The sequence below is a fragment of the Chitinophaga sp. CC14 genome, assembly GCF_048957795.1.
Classification (GTDB): Bacteria; Bacteroidota; Bacteroidia; order Chitinophagales; family Chitinophagaceae; genus Chitinophaga; species Chitinophaga ginsengisegetis.
Window position 1 is genome coordinate 762,594 of sequence record NZ_JARBFY010000005.1, and the last position, 16,251, is coordinate 778,844.

The window sequence follows — 16,251 nt, forward strand, 5'->3', positions numbered from 1 at the left end:
GGAATGATCAATCTAAGGGAAATAGGTATCAATAAATTCTACTTCTTACCCTTAATTTTCGTATGGTTATTTCTTCTTTTTAAGTATTATTCGGAAGAAAAAGGGAGAAGGATTATTGAAGTATTTGAACTTAAGACAAGTGCTCAAAAAAAAATATGGGGAGTTACTTCTTTGGTTTCATTCTTATTACCAATCATTTTAATTGCAGTTTTCACTATGAAGTGATTATACGGATTATGCAAAAGAGTTAAGTTTTGAGAGATAAACCAACAACCACGACCCACAAATTGCTCTCCTTTTTTCTCTATTCACTGCCCCGACTTAGGAGGGTAGCAGTTAACAAATCCCCGATTGTATCACAATCGAACATCTGGCGGGTTCCGGCGAAGCAGGGAATGTGACAATAATCTTCTACCATAATACACAGTCTATCCCAATAGTATCTGCCTTCTTAATAAACTCCTGCGCCACACTCAAATCAACAAACGAAATTTCAGCAGTTTCATTTGCCCAGACACTATCTACGATTTTTCGTGCATCAGCAAAAGACATATCCGATAATTCCCTGATTAATATCAACAATGGAACAAACGGCCATTCGCCCTTCTTATATCCACTTATATGTACATTATGCATAATTCCAATAATAAACAAACTCTTTGACCTGCAAAATTTAGATGTAATTAGGTACGAGTATTTACTTTTACTCCAGCTGGTGATCAGATGGTACAGAAATCGAACCTGTTCATATCTTTTGATTTCGCTGTTGTGATTTCGCAATTACGAAACTCTAACTGGGCCTCAATGCCAATCATGAAAGCAAAAACGACATTGGCGGGCCTCAGGAGTTCTAGTAATTTTGTTACACACTAAACAAAGATTTAAAGACAACTCATGCCGATGTTCCTCCCATATTCTTTTTACAATCCTGTCTTTCAGTACCTCCTTGCCATCTGCTATCATTGAAAGTATTTTCGGATCATCACTCATCCATCCTTTTTCCCGCATCATTGAAAGCATCGATTCGGACTCCGTGTTGAGGTTGTACAAAACCGTTTTCTTCGCCATCATTTCATCTACAGTCATAAATTGCTCACAGTATTGATAGATATAGTCCTTAAGTTCAGGGTATAGGGTATCCATTTATTTGCGCATTATCGTTTTAATAAAAATTAACAAACTTTCACAAGGAAATATTTCATAGTAAAATATCGTAAATTCGTAAAGATAGTTCAGCTCTTTGTAAAGCCACGTAAACTCTACCGTCCAAACGGATTATTATAGAGTAAATTATAGAGCAAAAAAAGAAGACCCGCACCAAGTGCAGGTCTTCAAATCTTCCAGTGATCCCGCTGGTACAAAACTCGAACTTTTTGTATATGGACCTGCGCAAGTTAGCCGAAATTGCGTGAATTTAAGAGTAGCTTTCATTGCTGTCAAACAAGGCTGCAAGTAGTAGTTGATGGCCGTTTGGCTAAATATTGCTATGTTCAATTCAGCTATTTCCTATTGTGATGCTAAAGCTGCGAACCTAAAATATGCAACAATTGCTGACAGGATAAAAACTATAATTAACATTGGGAGCATTTTGTATTCCTTCTTCTTGACGTGAACAACCATGCCTGCTAACATAATTGAGCAAAAGGCTGTTGCTGCCATGGGTGTCAAAATTGGTGCAATATCTGAAAGCCACGGGACTATAATGCCGATACATCCTAATAATTCAAGAACCCCTAATATTCGGATTGGTATTATTGAGCTATTCGATTTCAGGTTCCCGATTTATACTTAAACTGTATATCTATTCCTAGATTCATCAAGCTATCGGCTAGCCCTGAGAGGCTTCGGGCATGGGGTAATTTACTCTGAATTGCATGATAAATATCATAACGGATCGCTTCTTCTGTATTTAAAGATTCCAGATTTGTTAGAGCTAAAACCTTCTTTTTAGCAGGAATTAATTGATACTTCTTTGTTAATGCCTGCGCTGCTTTTTTCCCTCGCCAGCCTATCCAGCTGTCGCGGATTGCCTTCCTCTTGTTCCCAACAAAATTGGCTATTATGTGCAGATGCAGGTGTTTTTTATCTGTATGTTTGGCTATTGCGAACTGGGTATCGGACATGTCAATCTTTTCAAGATACTCCTTTGCTATCGTCACCAATAATTCATCTGTTAAAGCTTCCCCAGGATAAAAACTAAGAATACCGTGAAAAACTGCCTTCTTCTTTCCTGGTAGATCCCCCCTTTGAGTCTCAAAATCATGGGCCATTAAACGATAATTATAGTCTCTCACACCTTCAGCATCTAATACAGTTGCTCTTCCTTCATCTTCACATATATACCGGCAGCAGCCATAAAAACTGCTGCCGATGATCACCTTACTTATCATTTGTTAACTGGTTAATTACTTCATCAAATTGTTTCCGGTACCGTTCAAAAAGCTGCATAGCAGTTAATAGCCCCTGCTGGTGGGCTACTTTTGCCAGTTGATTAATGTTAGATGCCATAGTAATTAACTGCTTTACCGCCTGCCTTTCATCTTCGTTTTGCCGTGCTTTAACCTGGCCCAACAGGGCCATTATTCGCAGATACATAGTGAAGGTTAAGCCTGCGTTAGCGGCTTTTTCCTTCACGGTAGCATATTCGGCCTCAGTGAATCTGAGGCTGAATTGCTTTTCTTTTCGAACGGCCTTAGCCGGTCGACCACCTTTACTCTTTGGTCTTTGCTCTGATCTCTCCATCTGATCTCCGATTTAATCTCCGCTGCATTTCCCCCTTTGCGACCACCGGGAGCGAAGGGGCGAGCGGGAGCGAAGCAAAAACACCGCTCGCTAACGGAGCGAAGATCCGTTCGACCTCCGCAACCGGATGGCGAAGCCGCCCGGTTTATCTCCACATACAGGTAGCGAAGCTGCCTGTATCATCTCCCCGAACTGGCGGTAACGCCGCTAGTTCAATCTCCGCAGGACAGATAGCTATGCTGTCTGTCTGATCTTCGCAAACGGGCAGCAAAAGCTGAACGTTTAATCTTTACTGTCTTGTTCGGGTTGTAATAGTTGCTGAATGTCATTCCAGAGAAAGAATACACGGGGTTCAATTTTGTGGCGTTTTAGCCTGCCACGTCTGATCCATTCGTAAATGGTGGGCTTAGTAACCTGGAATAGTTTGCAGACCTCTGCCAGCTTAAAAAGGGGTTTGTAGGTCAATCCAGGCGTTTCATAAAACGGTTGAGCAGGTTTACTCTTTTCGGCGTTTGTAACTTCTTCCCGGATAATAAGTCTTATCCGTTGCCAATACTGGTCGGGATCAAAGGGAAACAACATGGGGGTTACAGCTTTTTCAATTTGCACATTTTCTTTCATACACTTACTGTTTTAGGCGACAAACATATGCCTGTGGGCAAGTTGAAAAAAACTAAGTATACTTAAGGCCAGGTATTAACGCATAAAAAAGGGGCGTTATGCCCCTCTCAATTTCATTTCCATCCCATCCAGCAGCTTAATAGCTGGTGGATGGCCCAGTTTCTCAAAGTAAATCTTTGCAACAGCTATGCCTTTCACTATTTCTGCCCGTTCCTTAGGGGTGAGAGTTTTGGGGTGAATAATCCTACGAAGATTTTCTTTAATGCTGTCAGTATCCACTCCAGTTAATCTGTTTATCATCTGAGCGGAAAAGGCATCACTAGAAATCCTTTCAGCGCCAGCTGTTTTGAAAAGTGTATAAAGAATAATGGTTAAGGCAGGAATTTTAGTTTGAGTTTTGGCGCTCTTGGTCCGGGGTATTTCTACTTGTGCCTTTTTGTAATTGGCTATCAGTGTTTCCAACTGCGGAAGAAAGGCTGATGAAAAAAAGGTAAATAGATAAAAAAGTAGGTTATCCAAAAACTTATGATTCCCATCATAAATAGTATAGATAAGTAAATTAAGGTAAGGGCCAAATGGTAAAATAATAAGTAGGGAAATGCAGAACAATGATAGGAAGTGATAAAGTACATGCCGATACCAATAATGGGCAATTAGCCTTCTTCTCGTGCCCTCAATATTCCAAGAGCGATTAACGGATACTTGTTCTTTGTGAATTGTACGTAGTAGTAGCTGGTTATAGCCTACACTAAGTGGGAGATCAAAAGTGGCAAAGGATGCCAAACGCTGCAAAGTCTTTTCCATAACACAAATCCTTTTAATATGAATATACCAATATATTCTGGTATAGTTAACAACAGTAGAAAACAATTTTTCTACCCGGTTGTTTAGAAAACAATAGATTCAGCGAAAAACCAACTAAAATCCAAGTGGCGATCAAAACATATTATCAATATGTCTGTTAAAAATGAGCGCTGAGAACCCTGACTTCTATTCCTGGCATATTCAATTAGCTAACTCATCATTTTAGGTTTTAAATACTTCAACCAACACGGACAACTGATCGATATAGGTCTTATTGTATGTGGTGATAGCTAAATCTTTTAATCCTTAAATATGAGCAAGAAGATAATTGTCTGCATTCTTTTTCTAATTAGTATTGGGGGCTTTCAATCAGCCAGCGCCCAGGATCAAAAAAGCACAACTCCTGCCGGGAAGAGAACTTCGAACATTCTCCCCAGACCGGATTTTCAATTTAAGGGGCATGTTGGACGGACTTACCTTGAATCCGATCCAGCGCAGTTTCCTCAACCAGTAAAGGCGCCAAAGGGAGCACCGAATATTGTATTGATATTGCTGGATGATGCAGGTTTTGGGCAGTTCAGTACTTTTGGAGGAGGCGTCCCTTCTCCCACCATGGACAAACTCGCTGCTGAGGGATTAAGATACAATCGCTTTCACACAACGGCATTATGCAGTCCTACCAGGGCTTCACTTATTACCGGCAGGAATCACCATTCTGCTGCATTTGCAGGTATTACAGAAGCGGCAACGGGATATGAAGGATACACCTGTATTCTTCCAAAAAGTTGCGGTACAATAGCCGAAGTATTACGACAAAACGGTTATGCTACGGCATGGATTGGCAAAAATCATAACACACCCACCTGGGAGACCAGTGATGTAGGCCCTTTTGATCACTGGGCCAATGGTCTCGGCTTTGATTACTTCTACGGCTTTAATGGTGGAGATATGAATCATTGGAATCCGGTACTATATGAAAACATGAACCTGGTTCCGGCTTCAACAGATCCAAATTACTATATGACAACAGATCTTGCGGATAAGGCCATTGAATGGATGCAAAAGACCAAGAGCATCGCACCCGATAAACCTATTTTTCTATATGTTGCGCCAGGCGCTACCCACGCGCCTCACCATGCACCCCAGGACTGGATAGCAAAATTTAAAGGCAAATTTGATATGGGTTGGGATAGATATCGTGAAGAAGCCTTTGACCGACAGAAAAAACTTGGCGTGATTCCCGCTAATGCAAAGCTCACACCCCGACCCGAGAGTTTGCCGGCATGGGCGTCGTTGAATGCGAATCAAAAACGGCTGTATGCTCACATGATGGAGGTATTTGCTGCATACGGTTCTTTTTGCGATGATCAGATGGGAAGAATTGTGGAGGCTGTGAAAAAATTGCCGGATGCTGATAATACGGTAATCGTATATATAGCCGGAGACAATGGCTCCAGTGCCGAAGGAGGTATTGAAGGCTCTATCAATGAAATGGCATTCTTCAATGGCCATCCTGAAAAGTGGCAGGACAATTTAAAGGCGATTGACGAACTGGGAGGTCCTAAACACTACAATCATTTTCCTTCAGCATGGGCATGGGCAATGGATGCTCCCTTCCAATGGACCAAACAGGTGGCCAGTCATTTCGGCGGCACACGTAATCCATTGATCATTGACTGGCCAGCCAAAATAAAAGATAAGGGGGGACTCAGAAGCCAGTTTACACATGTCATCGATATTGTTCCCACCCTATATGAAGTATGCGGCGTCACACCACCACGAGAACTAAATGGCATAGCGCAGAAACCTATTGAAGGCATCAGTTTTGCCTACACATTTGACAGCGCTAACGCCAAAGGGCGTCATAATACCCAGTACTTTGAATTGGGAGTTAACCGGGGACTTTACGATAATGGATGGATGGCATCTGCGCTCTCTTTTCCGCCGTGGCAAGCCGTACGAGGTGCGTTTGATCCAGATAAGCAAAAGTGGGAACTTTATAATATTGACGAGGATTTTACGCAAGCGAATGATCTCGCACAGAAATATCCTGAAAAACTTCGCCAAATGCAAGATATATGGTGGGTTGAAGCAGCTAAATACAATGTATTGCCGTTAGACTGGCGCGGCTCCAACCCCAGGATGAATGCGGAACTTATGGGCAGACCAAGTTTAATTGGCGGGCGTAAGTCCATGACTTACTATAACGGGACCAATGGTGTTCCAGATGCAGCTGCACCGCCTATGCTCAATAAATCATGGACCATTACCGCCGTACTTGAACTTTCAGATACAAGGGATAGTGGCATCATCATCACACATGGAGGAATGCAGGCTGGTTATGGCCTATATTTACGCGCGGGCAAGGCTGTTTTCACCTACAATTATCTGGGTTTAGACCATATAACTTTAACATCCAAACAACCACTCCCCAAAGGCAAAACTAATTTAGTGGTAGATTTTGTTTACGATGGTGGCGGAATGGGCAAAGGTGGAAAGATCACTATGAGTGCCAATGGAGAAAAAATAGCGGAAGGACGGTTGGAAAGAACTATTCCAGTTCAATTCTCAATTGTAGAAGGAATGGACATCGGAAAAGATGTAGGTTCCCCCGTTGATTGGACTTATAAAATGCCATTTAAGTTCTGCGGCAAAATCGAAAAAGTCACCATTGATTTAAAGTGATAATGATTTCCGGGTAAAACTGACAGTATTAAGAGAGAAGAGATAATCTAAATTTTTACCGGGAAGATCTAAGATCAATTATATTGTAATCATCGATTTGCCTAAAGCGTGTTGTTTTAAAGCTTACTAACTTTAAAATAACACGCTTTTTTACGAGAGAATTAGTTGTAACAAAAGAATTAAATAAGAAGTATCTTCATATAGACAAGTCAACCCAAATAAAACTAAGTAAAGCAGAATAGCGAATTCGCACTTTGATAGACTAACAAATAGACCTAAAACAAAAAACCTGCAACTAGTGCAGGTTTCAAGTTTCTCCAGTGATCCCCTTGGGACTCGAACCCAAGACCCATACATTAAAAGTGTATTGCTCTACCAACTGAGCTAGGGAATCGTTATTCATCTAATGGGAGCGCAAAAGTATGAATTAATTTAAAACTTCCAAATTTTTCTGAAAAAAAATACTAACTGCCATGCATACACGCTGATCAAACCCATATCTTTATATCTATGGCAACTCCTAAAGAACTACCCGAACTTTTCTTCGAAACCCAGCAACAATGGGAGAAATGGCTGGCTAAGCACCATACGCAGGAAGATGGCGTTTGGCTCCGCATGTATAAAAAAGATTCCAAAATCCCCTCCATTAATTACGCCCAGGCACTCGAAGAAGCACTTTGTTACGGATGGATCGATGGCATGGCGAAGTCCGTTGATGAAACCTCTTATATACAGAAGTTCACACCACGACGCCCAAAGAGCATCTGGTCGGAAAGAAATACCAAACATATCGCACGCCTTACTGCAGAAGGAAAAATGAAGCCTGCAGGTATCCGCCAGGTGGAACTGGCTAAAGCCGACGGTCGCTGGGAAAAAGCATATGCTACCCAAAGTGAAGCAACCATACCGGACGACTTTATGGCTGCATTAAAGAAGAACAAAAAAGCAGCTGCTTTTTTTGAAACCCTGAACAAGCAAAATAAATTCGCTATCTACTTCCGGTTACAAAATGCGAAAAAGCCTGAAACAAGGGCTAAGCGTATTGTCGATTTCATTGCAAAGCTGGAACGGCAGGAAAAGTTTCACTGACCGGCCATTCCAGCTGTAAAAAACTATATCATGCCGTTATTATGCGGCATCCTTTCAGGAATGGCCTGCGCTACCTGCCAGTGTTCCGCCAGCAATCCTTCCTGTAAGCGGAATATATCGTAACAAACAACATCCGCAGTGGAAGATTGCACCATTACAAAGTTCCCCTCTCCTATGATGCGGTGAACCCTGCGGGTTGCCAATCCGGGAGTATTCACGTTGTGCGAATAATAATCCGGCGACAGGAGCGCCACATCAGGCTTCCGGAAGTATTGTTCCACAATTGCCTTATTACCTGCCGTGAGATGCAGGTCGGTAATTTCTGTGGCGCCTTCTGTTATGGAGGCATTCTCCGGCTGCTCCTGTGTGGCGTCCCAGTGCTCCGCCAGCTTCCCCTCTTCGAGGCGATAAAGATCCACAATGGCCACATTTTTGCCCATAAACGCTACAGCCATATGCAGCATTACATAATCCCCGTCTTCGAAGGTGCGTACTACAGGCGATTTTGCCTCCGCAGGCGCGGGCTGCTGCTTCAGCTGCTCAAGCGCTTCCAGCAAACCGGCCTTGCCGTCTTTTACCATAGGACTGTGCTGAATATAGGAATCATGAAGATAAGTGTCTATTACGCTGGTATTGCGCTCCCCGATGAGGCGCCTGAGTGCGGCCAGTACAATGGCCTTATTGGATATTGATGACATGTATTTGCCTGGTTAAATGTGCCGTAAGCACCTGTTTGTATTAAAATAGAATAGAAATATCAGAGAAAGGAAACCCTGTTCCTTTCCGGGAAAGACCGATTTTGGGTAATCGGGAGGAGATATGTAGTGAAAGTAAATATGCTGTAAACCTAGTGTTTTCCGGGGAATCAACCGGACTTAATTTCAACTGGATAAAAAAAGCGCGCCCGGTGGCCGGACGCGCTTTTTCAAAAAGTTATCTGATTTACCCCATTGCATTACTATAAATTCCATTGGCTTCTGCCTTCGCTTTACGTACGTAGTCGCGCATAGTGCCGGCAGATTTCTTTACGGAATCTTTCGCATCTTCCAGTAAATCCTGTCCCTGCTGACGTTTTCTGAGATATAAGATAACCAGGGAGGCTGCAGTACCTACAGCTGCTGCTGCAAACAATATCTTTTTCATATTTCAGGTTTTAGTCCGGAAACAGAAATCCAATAGTCATGCCAACAGCGGCATACACAACCGTTAGAAAATTTCCTTTCCAAAGGGAGTGAAGCTAAGGCTCATCAGCTTAAAATGCTGCCGGCCCCAGGGAATGCCGATAATGGTAATGGTGAGCAACAGGCCAAAAAACAAGTGCGTAAGCGCAATCCACACGCCGCCGATCAGGATCCATATAATGTTGAAGATCGTAGCCAGGCAACCCGTTTGCCCCGGCACATCCCTCACCTGGCGGCCAAATGGCAGCAAGGTAAAGAAGCCTATCTTAAAACATTGTAACCCGAACGGAATACCGATAATCGTGAGGCAGAGCAGAAAGCCGCTGACCATATACTGTATAAACGCAACAAAGCCTCCGAAGATGAGCCAGATGATGTTACCAATTAAGTTCATCTTTCAAATGTAAAAAGGTTAAGGGACATTTGGAATACACTTGATAACTTCTACCCAAAAAACGATTTAACAGAGAAGAAATAACTACCGGGAGAAAAATATTGAAATAAAATCTTTTTATTCCAGCTACCTTCACCGGAATAGGGATAATTCTGTTCCTATAAGCACGCCCTCTTTTTGCAACAGGCCTTTGACACATTAATTAACAGCTTCATTGAAAGCAAAGTAGGTATCTCAGAAAATTTTTTAAGCAGTCAGCTTTCCAACGACTTAAAAGAAAACCTGTTACATCTTCACTCAGAAAAAAGCATGCTGGCGGCAGGCACCGGCAACCAACCACTGGTGAACCAGGACAAATCCGTACGCGGGGATATTATTTACTGGCTCGACAGGCAACACAACAACGCGCATGAAAATGCTTTCTTTGATGTGATGGACGCCTTTGTGGCTTACCTGAACCAATCCTGCTACACCGGCATTACCGGGTACGAGTTTCATTACACCCTGTATGAAACGGGGAGTTTCTACCGGAAACACCTGGATCAGTTCCGCAACAACGACAGCCGGCAGTATTCCATGATCATCTACCTCAACGCCGGCTGGCTACCCGCCGATGGCGGACAGCTGTCTATTTACCACGCCAATGGCGATGCGCAACAGGTAGACCCCAGCAGCGGAAAAACCGTTTTCTTTAAAAGCAGTGAGCTGGAGCATGAAGTACAACTTACCAATAAACCCAGATTAAGCATCACCGGCTGGCTGAAACGGTGACGATCCCCCAGGTACACCTATTACACCCATAACGCAAACACCGATAAGTCATAGATAAGCCGTATCTATATAGGTACAGGTTATCTACGGCTTACATACGGCTCATATACGGCTTATCTACGGCTTATCCTATAATGGCGCCTGCCGGTTCCATACCGTTTGAGTATTACAGCAATAGCCTTTACATACTGTTTCATTACCGGTAGCACCCCTTCTTAATTTATATAATATAATTATATAATGTTAATAGTAAGAAGAAATCGCAGACAGGCATAAATGATGGCTGGTTCTTTTTATCATTCCCTAATACACTATAAATCAATCTACTTAATTAAGTAATAACCTATGCGTTAAATTATATTACAATAAAATATATATACATTTATTATCAACACTTCATACAAATTTTAGCCATTTTCATAAAAATTATATGAATTAAGTAAATTAATCTTCTACTTTTATACTTAAGTATACTGATCGATCAACCAAAAAAGTACTTAAGTACATTATCTAATTTTTAATTACTTATTTTATGAAATTGTCAGCCACATTTGCCTTCATACTTGCCGCTGCTCCATTTATTGCGAAAGCCGAAAACAACGATCCCCCTAAAAAGAAAAAACGAGGCAGTTACTTAATTGAACTCCCCGCTTCTTTAAATACCAGCAACGACAGCGCAAAAGCCATCACCCTTTTCCAGGCATCCGACTTACCATTCAAGCCCTCTATCCAGGTAGGCGCCATTGTTCATATGTTCGCCTCCGGCGAACAAACCGGGTTTAGCGCCCCCAGCAACGATAAAACAGCGAAAGACTGGAACAAGGGATTTTCCATTTACCGCGCCAGGGTACTCGTAGGTGGTCAGCTTACGAAAAAAGCCAGCTTCTTTATGGAAACGGAAATCCCTTCTCCCATCGGCATACAATCCAACGGGGAGAAGAATGTAAAGGTATCCCCCATCATACTGGACGCGCAACTGGAATACACTTTTACCAACGCCTTCCAGCTCGTAGCAGGGATGCAACTGGTGTCCAACAACCGTAACGGACTACAGGGCGCCGCCGGTTTAATGGCCAACGACTTCACCTACTTCCAGTACCCTTATAACCTGTTTGCCAACAGCCCGCTGCAGGGAAATTTTGGCCGCGACCTGGGAATCAACGCCCGCGGATTCCTCGCCAACGATAAACTGGAATACCGGCTCGGGGTTTTCACCGGCCGTAATGTAGATGGCGGCGCACCCCTGCGTACCGTAGGCCGCGTGGCATACAACTTCCTCGATGCGGAAAAGGACTACTACTACGCCGGTACCAAACTGGGCAACGGCAAAACCCTGGCATGGGGCGCGGGCGTCGATGCACAGGCTACCTACTACAACCTCAGCACAGATGTGTTCTTTGATCATCCCCTGGGCAACGCCGGCTCCATCACTGTAAATGCCGCGTTCCAATATATGACCGGTGGCACCAAACTGGATTCCAAATACTCCTTTGCCACCCTCATCCCTAAACAAACCGTTCAGTTCCTGGAACTAGGCTACTACTTCAAAAAAACAAAACTGCAGCCCTGGATCAGGTACGAAAACCAGGACGTAAGCGCCGATGCCGCACAAGCCGGCGCCGTTAAGCCTGCCAATTTTGATAAGATAAACTCCAGCAGCGTAATGGGCGGCGGACTCAACTACTTCTTCAATGGCACCGGTACCAACCTGCGCCTCTCCTACACCACCCGTACCTACAACGTAGCTACTGCTATCGCCGACGACTACACGAAAAAAACATTCGGACAACTCTGGCTACAGGCACAATTCTTCATTTTCTAAAGGACATACGCATTCATTCATCTTCTTTATAAAATAATACAACACATGAGAAACGCTTTCCTGAAACAACTACCCATCCTGCTACTCGGCGCCACTGCACTCTTTTCTTCCTGTAATAACAGCGCCGGGAAAGCCGGCAGCAGCGACTCTGCCACTGCCAAAGAAACAGTTAAAATAGGCGTACTCCACTCCCTCAGCGGCACAATGGCCATCTCTGAAGTATCCTTAAGAGATGCGGTACAAATGGCGGTAGATGAAATCAACGCCAAAGGCGGCGTGCTCGGCAAACAAATAGAACCAGTGATTGTAGATCCGGCGTCCGACTGGGACCTGTTTGCAGAAAAAGCCAAAGAACTGCTGATCGATAAAAAAGTATCTGCCGTATTTGGTTGCTGGACTTCCGTATCCCGCAAATCAGTGCTGCCCGTATTTGAGCAGAACAATGGCCTCCTCTTTTACCCGGTACAATATGAAGGGGAAGAATGCTCCAACAGCGTGATCTACACCGGCGCCACACCTAACCAACAACTGATCCCGGCGGCGGAATACCTCATGAGCGAAAAAGGCGGCGGCTATAAAAAGTTTTACCTGCTGGGAACAGATTATGTGTTTCCCCGCACTGCCAACAAAATCCTGAAAGCCTACCTGCTTTCCAAAGGCATCCCGAAAGAAAATATCATTGAAGAATACACGCCGTTCCACCACCAGGATTATCAAACCATCATCTCTAAAGTAAAACGCTTTGCAGCAGATGGTAAAGCCTGTATCCTTTCTACTATCAACGGCGATTCCAATGTGCCTTTCTATAAAGAATTCGCCAACCAGGGCCTTTCTTCCGCTACCTGCCCCATCATGGCGTTTTCTGTGGCAGAAGATGAACTCCGCTCTATGGACACGGAATTCCTGGTAGGACACCTCGCAGCATGGAACTACTTCCAGTCGAACGACCTGCCCGAAAACAAAAAGTTTGTAGCCGACTTCAAAGCCTTCTGCGCGAAAAAAGGACTACCCGGCGGCGATAAAAGAGTAACAGACGATCCTATCTGCTGGGCTTACACCGGTGTTTATCTCTGGGCAAAAGCCGCTGAAAAAGCAGGTTCCTTCGATGTATCAAAAGTACGCAACGCATTATACGGACTGGATTACCCTTCTCCCGACGGACTGGTTAAAATGGACCCGAGAAATCATCACCTGGCAAAACCAGTAGTGATCGGCGAAATAAAACCCGACGGACAATTTGATATCATCTGGAAATCTGAAGGGCTCGTGGATCCGCAACCATGGTCGCCATTAACCTCTCCGGATAAAGATTGCGACTGGGTAAACCACAACGGTACTTACGCCAAAAAATAGGCGGATACCTTTTACAAAAGACAGGCTATTTCCAACTTATCAAATACGACGCGATGAAAATCTCCTTACGGATGCTGATGTGCTGCTTACTGTTGCTGCCGCTGAAAGTAGCAGCACAGGACAGCGCTTCCATTTACACCGCACAGCTGCTGCAACCACCCAACGACTCCGTGCGCACACAGGCTATTGGCAGACTGGCCGCTCTCCGGATACCGGCCACCTTTCCTTTGCTGATGGCGATCAATGATAAAAAGCTGTACCTGCTGGATCATAAAGCGGTAACGGTGGACAGCAAACCGACCGGAGAAGGAACCTACCGGCTTTATTCCCTTTATCCCGATAATATACTCCTTACCAACAGCAGCGGGCAACCGCTGCTGTTACCATTGTCCGCCCTGCAAACGGTAGACATCCCGCGCGCCGACCGGCTGCAACTGGCAGGTATAGCACCGCTGCTGAACCTCTTCAGCAACGATGCGCAAAAACGGATCCTGGCATATACACAGCTGAAAAATACCGGCGACAGCGCCACACTCAGCATCCTGCAGGCCGCACTGGCAAAGGAATCCAATGCCGATGCACGGCGTACCGGTAAAGATGTACTCTACGCCGCCCGCTTATACAGCGCCACCAGCACCGCCGCCGCCAAAGCATATATTGATAGTATCGGCGACAACTGGAGCGACAATGCACCCGTGATGCTGCGGAACTACGCCAAAGCCGGGTTCTTAAACCAGGAAACGGCCCACTATGCCGCCGCACAGGCCATCAGCCTGGAGAAGCGTTACGACAGCCTCCAAAGGATCCAGAATTTCTTCAGTGGGTTGAGTCTTGGCAGCATCCTTATTCTGATTGCACTGGGGCTTTCTATTGTATACGGACTGGCAGGCATCATTAACATGGCGCACGGCGAATTTATGATGATAGGCGCCTACACCACTTATTGCACGCAGGTATTTTTTACCCATACACTGGGCATACCACAAACAGATCTTTTCTTCCTCGCCGCACTGCCGCTTTCTTTCATGGTAGCAGGCGCAATGGGATGGATACTGGAACGGCTGGTAATCCGCCACCTGTATGCCAAACCGCTGGAAAGCCTGTTGGCAACATGGGGCGTTAGTTTAATACTGATACAAACAGCCCGTTTACTTTTCGGAGATCTAACGGCGGTGAAAACCCCGCAGCTGCTGTCCGGAGGATGGCAGGTATCTCCACATCTCACCTTACCCTATAACCGCATTTTTATTATTGTGCTAACGCTGCTGATGGTAGTGTTTACATACCTGATGCTTTATCGCAGCAGGCTGGGATTACAGATCAGGGCGGTTACACAAAACCGGCAGATGAGCGCCTGCCTGGGCATAGAAACCAGGCGCGTGGCATCCATCACTTTCTTTATTGGCTCCGGGCTGGCCGGACTGGCCGGTTGTGCCATTACACTGATTGGCAACGTGGTGCCCGATATGGGACAAACTTATATTGTAGATTCTTTCCTGGTAGTAGTAACAGGAGGTGTGGGCAAACTCGCCGGCACTATCTTCTCCGGGTTAGGCATTGGCTTCTTCACCAAAATATCAGAGTCCTTTTTCCAGGCGGTATACGGCAAAGTGTTTATCCTGGTGTTTATTATGCTGTTCATGCAGTATAAACCCAAAGGCTTATTTCCTGACAAAGGCCGCGTTGCGGAAGATTAAAAACCGGGTATATGAAAACGAAAAACAATCCACTGTATTATATCTTATTCATCGCAATTTTTGCGATCCTGTTGCCGGCAGGTTACCTGTCGGGATTTTTATCCGTGAATACCATTTCCGTTTGGGGGCGGTACTTCTGCTTTGCAATAGCGGCGCTGGGTATTGATCTCATCTGGGGTTATACCGGCATCCTTTCCATGTGCCAGGCGTTCTTCTTTTGCTTAGGCAGCTATGGCATTGCCATGCACCTGCTGCTAAAGAAAACAGTGGCGGCGGGCGCCGTATTGCCCGACTTTATGGCGTGGAATAAAATAGATACGTTACCGTTATTCTGGCAACCGTTTCATTCCTTTGGCTGGTCGCTGGCGCTATGCCTGCTGATCCCCGCCCTCTTTGCTTTTGTGGTGGGGTTTGTGCTGTTCAGAAGCCGGATCAAAGGCGTGTATATGGCCATCATCACGCAGGCGCTTACGCTGGCGATGTGGCTCATCTTTTTACGGAATGAAACCAATCTTGGTGGTACCAACGGTCTTACCGATTTTAACACCCTCCTGGGTTACAGCCTGTCCTCATCTTCCGTAAAACTGGCACTGTACATGATCTCCTTTGCGGTATTGTGCGCCGCTTACTTTTTCTGTTACCGGATCACCAACTCCAAGTTCGGGAAAGTGTTGCAGGCCATCCGCGACAGCGAATCGCGCATCAGCTATGCGGCCTATAAGGTCGTGGATTACAAGCTGGCTGTTTTCGTAGTGGCGGCACTGTTAGCCGCCGTAGGTGGTATGCTATACCTGCCGCAAACAGGTATCATCACACCCGGCCGTATGGATGTAAAGGCATCGGTAGAAATGGTGATGTGGGTGGCACTCGGTGGCAGGGGCAACCTGAAAGGCGCCGTGCTAGGGGCTTTGCTGGTAAACTTCCTCTATAGCATCTGTACCAGTTTGTTCCCGGATTCGTGGTTGTTTATACTGGGCTTCCTGTTTGTGATCACGGTATTATATTTCGACAAAGGATTTATGGGTCTGCTGGAAAGTATCAAACAAAGATTTTCCCCTACCCGGTTTAAAACACCTCAAACTACCCACTGAT

General features: G+C 44.9%; 16 protein-coding genes and 1 tRNA gene. 7 read left to right on the forward strand and 10 right to left on the reverse strand.

Annotated features, from left to right (window positions below; translation table 11 throughout):
* Positions 1-801: 801 nt before the first annotated feature.
* The 6 genes from PV783_RS22590 to PV783_RS22615 form a co-directional block, all read right to left on the reverse strand.
* Positions 802-1,086, reverse strand: a complete 285-nt coding sequence (locus PV783_RS22590; RefSeq protein ID WP_420989671.1) for a hypothetical protein — start codon at positions 1,084-1,086, stop codon at positions 802-804.
* 420 nt (positions 1,087-1,506) lie between these two features.
* Positions 1,507-1,782 carry a DoxX family protein gene (locus PV783_RS22595; RefSeq protein ID WP_420990657.1) on the reverse strand — a complete coding sequence of 92 codons (276 nt, stop codon included), beginning with the start codon at positions 1,780-1,782 and terminating at the stop codon, positions 1,507-1,509.
* The gene (locus PV783_RS22600; protein ID WP_420989672.1) at positions 1,770-2,390 is read right to left on the reverse strand and encodes a relaxase/mobilization nuclease domain-containing protein; all 621 of its coding nucleotides are present in this window, start codon (positions 2,388-2,390) and stop codon (positions 1,770-1,772) included. Before PV783_RS22600 ends, PV783_RS22595 begins: the two co-directional genes overlap by 13 nt.
* Positions 2,380-2,742, reverse strand: coding sequence for a plasmid mobilization protein (locus PV783_RS22605; RefSeq protein WP_420989673.1), 363 nt, complete (start codon positions 2,740-2,742; stop codon positions 2,380-2,382). Before PV783_RS22605 ends, PV783_RS22600 begins: the two co-directional genes overlap by 11 nt.
* Before the next feature lie 282 nt (positions 2,743-3,024).
* Positions 3,025-3,363 (reverse strand): helix-turn-helix domain-containing protein, encoded by a 339-nt coding sequence (locus PV783_RS22610; protein ID WP_420989674.1) that lies wholly within the window; start codon positions 3,361-3,363, stop codon positions 3,025-3,027.
* Positions 3,364-3,459: 96 nt separating this feature from the next.
* Complete coding sequence (locus PV783_RS22615; protein ID WP_420989675.1) at positions 3,460-4,167, reverse strand: hypothetical protein; 708 nt, start codon at positions 4,165-4,167, stop codon at positions 3,460-3,462.
* A 312-nt stretch (positions 4,168-4,479) separates the two neighbouring features.
* Between PV783_RS22615 and PV783_RS22620 the strand changes: the two genes are divergently transcribed.
* Positions 4,480-6,852 carry an arylsulfatase gene (locus PV783_RS22620; protein WP_420989676.1) on the forward strand — a complete coding sequence of 791 codons (2,373 nt, stop codon included), beginning with the start codon at positions 4,480-4,482 and terminating at the stop codon, positions 6,850-6,852.
* 321 nt (positions 6,853-7,173) lie between these two features.
* Here PV783_RS22620 and PV783_RS22625 read toward each other — a convergent pair.
* A tRNA-Lys gene (locus PV783_RS22625) sits at positions 7,174-7,246 on the reverse strand.
* A gap of 116 nt (positions 7,247-7,362) precedes the next feature.
* Between PV783_RS22625 and PV783_RS22630 the strand changes: the two genes are divergently transcribed.
* Positions 7,363-7,941, forward strand: coding sequence for a YdeI/OmpD-associated family protein (locus tag PV783_RS22630; RefSeq protein ID WP_079472576.1), 579 nt, complete (start codon positions 7,363-7,365; stop codon positions 7,939-7,941).
* Positions 7,942-7,964: 23 nt separating this feature from the next.
* Here the strand turns inward: PV783_RS22630 and PV783_RS22635 are convergent, their stop codons facing one another.
* The 3 genes from PV783_RS22635 to PV783_RS22645 form a co-directional block, all read right to left on the reverse strand.
* Positions 7,965-8,639, reverse strand: a complete 675-nt coding sequence (locus PV783_RS22635) for an ester cyclase (protein ID WP_420989677.1) — start codon at positions 8,637-8,639, stop codon at positions 7,965-7,967.
* A gap of 244 nt (positions 8,640-8,883) precedes the next feature.
* Entirely contained in the window at positions 8,884-9,084 is a 201-nt protein-coding gene (locus tag PV783_RS22640; protein ID WP_079472574.1) for a hypothetical protein, read from the reverse strand.
* A 63-nt stretch (positions 9,085-9,147) separates the two neighbouring features.
* Positions 9,148-9,516, reverse strand: coding sequence for a YccF domain-containing protein (locus PV783_RS22645; protein WP_111579207.1), 369 nt, complete (start codon positions 9,514-9,516; stop codon positions 9,148-9,150).
* Positions 9,517-9,693: 177 nt separating this feature from the next.
* Here PV783_RS22645 and PV783_RS22650 point away from each other — a divergent pair, with 177 nt between their 5' ends.
* From PV783_RS22650 to urtC, 5 genes are all read left to right on the forward strand, one after another.
* Complete coding sequence (locus PV783_RS22650; RefSeq protein WP_420989678.1) at positions 9,694-10,287, forward strand: 2OG-Fe(II) oxygenase; 594 nt, start codon at positions 9,694-9,696, stop codon at positions 10,285-10,287.
* 532 nt (positions 10,288-10,819) lie between these two features.
* Positions 10,820-12,109, forward strand: coding sequence for a hypothetical protein (locus PV783_RS22655; RefSeq protein ID WP_079472571.1), 1,290 nt, complete (start codon positions 10,820-10,822; stop codon positions 12,107-12,109).
* A gap of 45 nt (positions 12,110-12,154) precedes the next feature.
* Positions 12,155-13,462 (forward strand): urea ABC transporter substrate-binding protein, encoded by a 1,308-nt coding sequence (gene urtA / locus PV783_RS22660; protein WP_079472570.1) that lies wholly within the window; start codon positions 12,155-12,157, stop codon positions 13,460-13,462.
* A gap of 53 nt (positions 13,463-13,515) precedes the next feature.
* Positions 13,516-15,159: an urea ABC transporter permease subunit UrtB gene (gene urtB / locus PV783_RS22665; protein WP_420989679.1), complete on the forward strand. Its 1,644-nt coding sequence runs from the start codon at positions 13,516-13,518 to the stop codon at positions 15,157-15,159.
* 11 nt (positions 15,160-15,170) lie between these two features.
* Positions 15,171-16,250 carry an urea ABC transporter permease subunit UrtC gene (gene urtC / locus PV783_RS22670; RefSeq protein WP_420989680.1) on the forward strand — a complete coding sequence of 360 codons (1,080 nt, stop codon included), beginning with the start codon at positions 15,171-15,173 and terminating at the stop codon, positions 16,248-16,250.
* Position 16,251 lies beyond the last annotated feature (1 nt).

Bases quoted from the DNA above. Each gene is read 5' to 3' on its own strand.
- PV783_RS22590 (WP_420989671.1), bottom strand. From the start codon at position 1,086: ATGACTGTAGATGAAATGATGGCGAAGAAAACGGTTTTGTACAACCTC.
- PV783_RS22600 (WP_420989672.1), bottom strand. From the start codon at position 2,390: ATGATAAGTAAGGTGATCATCGGCAGCAGTTTTTATGGCTGCTGCCGG.
- PV783_RS22605 (WP_420989673.1), bottom strand. From the start codon at position 2,742: ATGGAGAGATCAGAGCAAAGACCAAAGAGTAAAGGTGGTCGACCGGCT.
- PV783_RS22610 (WP_420989674.1), bottom strand. From the start codon at position 3,363: ATGAAAGAAAATGTGCAAATTGAAAAAGCTGTAACCCCCATGTTGTTT.
- PV783_RS22615 (WP_420989675.1), bottom strand. From the start codon at position 4,167: ATGGAAAAGACTTTGCAGCGTTTGGCATCCTTTGCCACTTTTGATCTC.
- PV783_RS22620 (WP_420989676.1), top strand. From the start codon at position 4,480: ATGAGCAAGAAGATAATTGTCTGCATTCTTTTTCTAATTAGTATTGGG.
- PV783_RS22630 (WP_079472576.1), top strand. From the start codon at position 7,363: ATGGCAACTCCTAAAGAACTACCCGAACTTTTCTTCGAAACCCAGCAA.
- PV783_RS22635 (WP_420989677.1), bottom strand. From the start codon at position 8,639: ATGTCATCAATATCCAATAAGGCCATTGTACTGGCCGCACTCAGGCGC.
- PV783_RS22640 (WP_079472574.1), bottom strand. From the start codon at position 9,084: ATGAAAAAGATATTGTTTGCAGCAGCAGCTGTAGGTACTGCAGCCTCC.
- PV783_RS22645 (WP_111579207.1), bottom strand. From the start codon at position 9,516: ATGAACTTAATTGGTAACATCATCTGGCTCATCTTCGGAGGCTTTGTT.
- PV783_RS22655 (WP_079472571.1), top strand. From the start codon at position 10,820: ATGAAATTGTCAGCCACATTTGCCTTCATACTTGCCGCTGCTCCATTT.
- urtA (WP_079472570.1), top strand. From the start codon at position 12,155: ATGAGAAACGCTTTCCTGAAACAACTACCCATCCTGCTACTCGGCGCC.
- urtB (WP_420989679.1), top strand. From the start codon at position 13,516: ATGAAAATCTCCTTACGGATGCTGATGTGCTGCTTACTGTTGCTGCCG.
- urtC (WP_420989680.1), top strand. From the start codon at position 15,171: ATGAAAACGAAAAACAATCCACTGTATTATATCTTATTCATCGCAATT.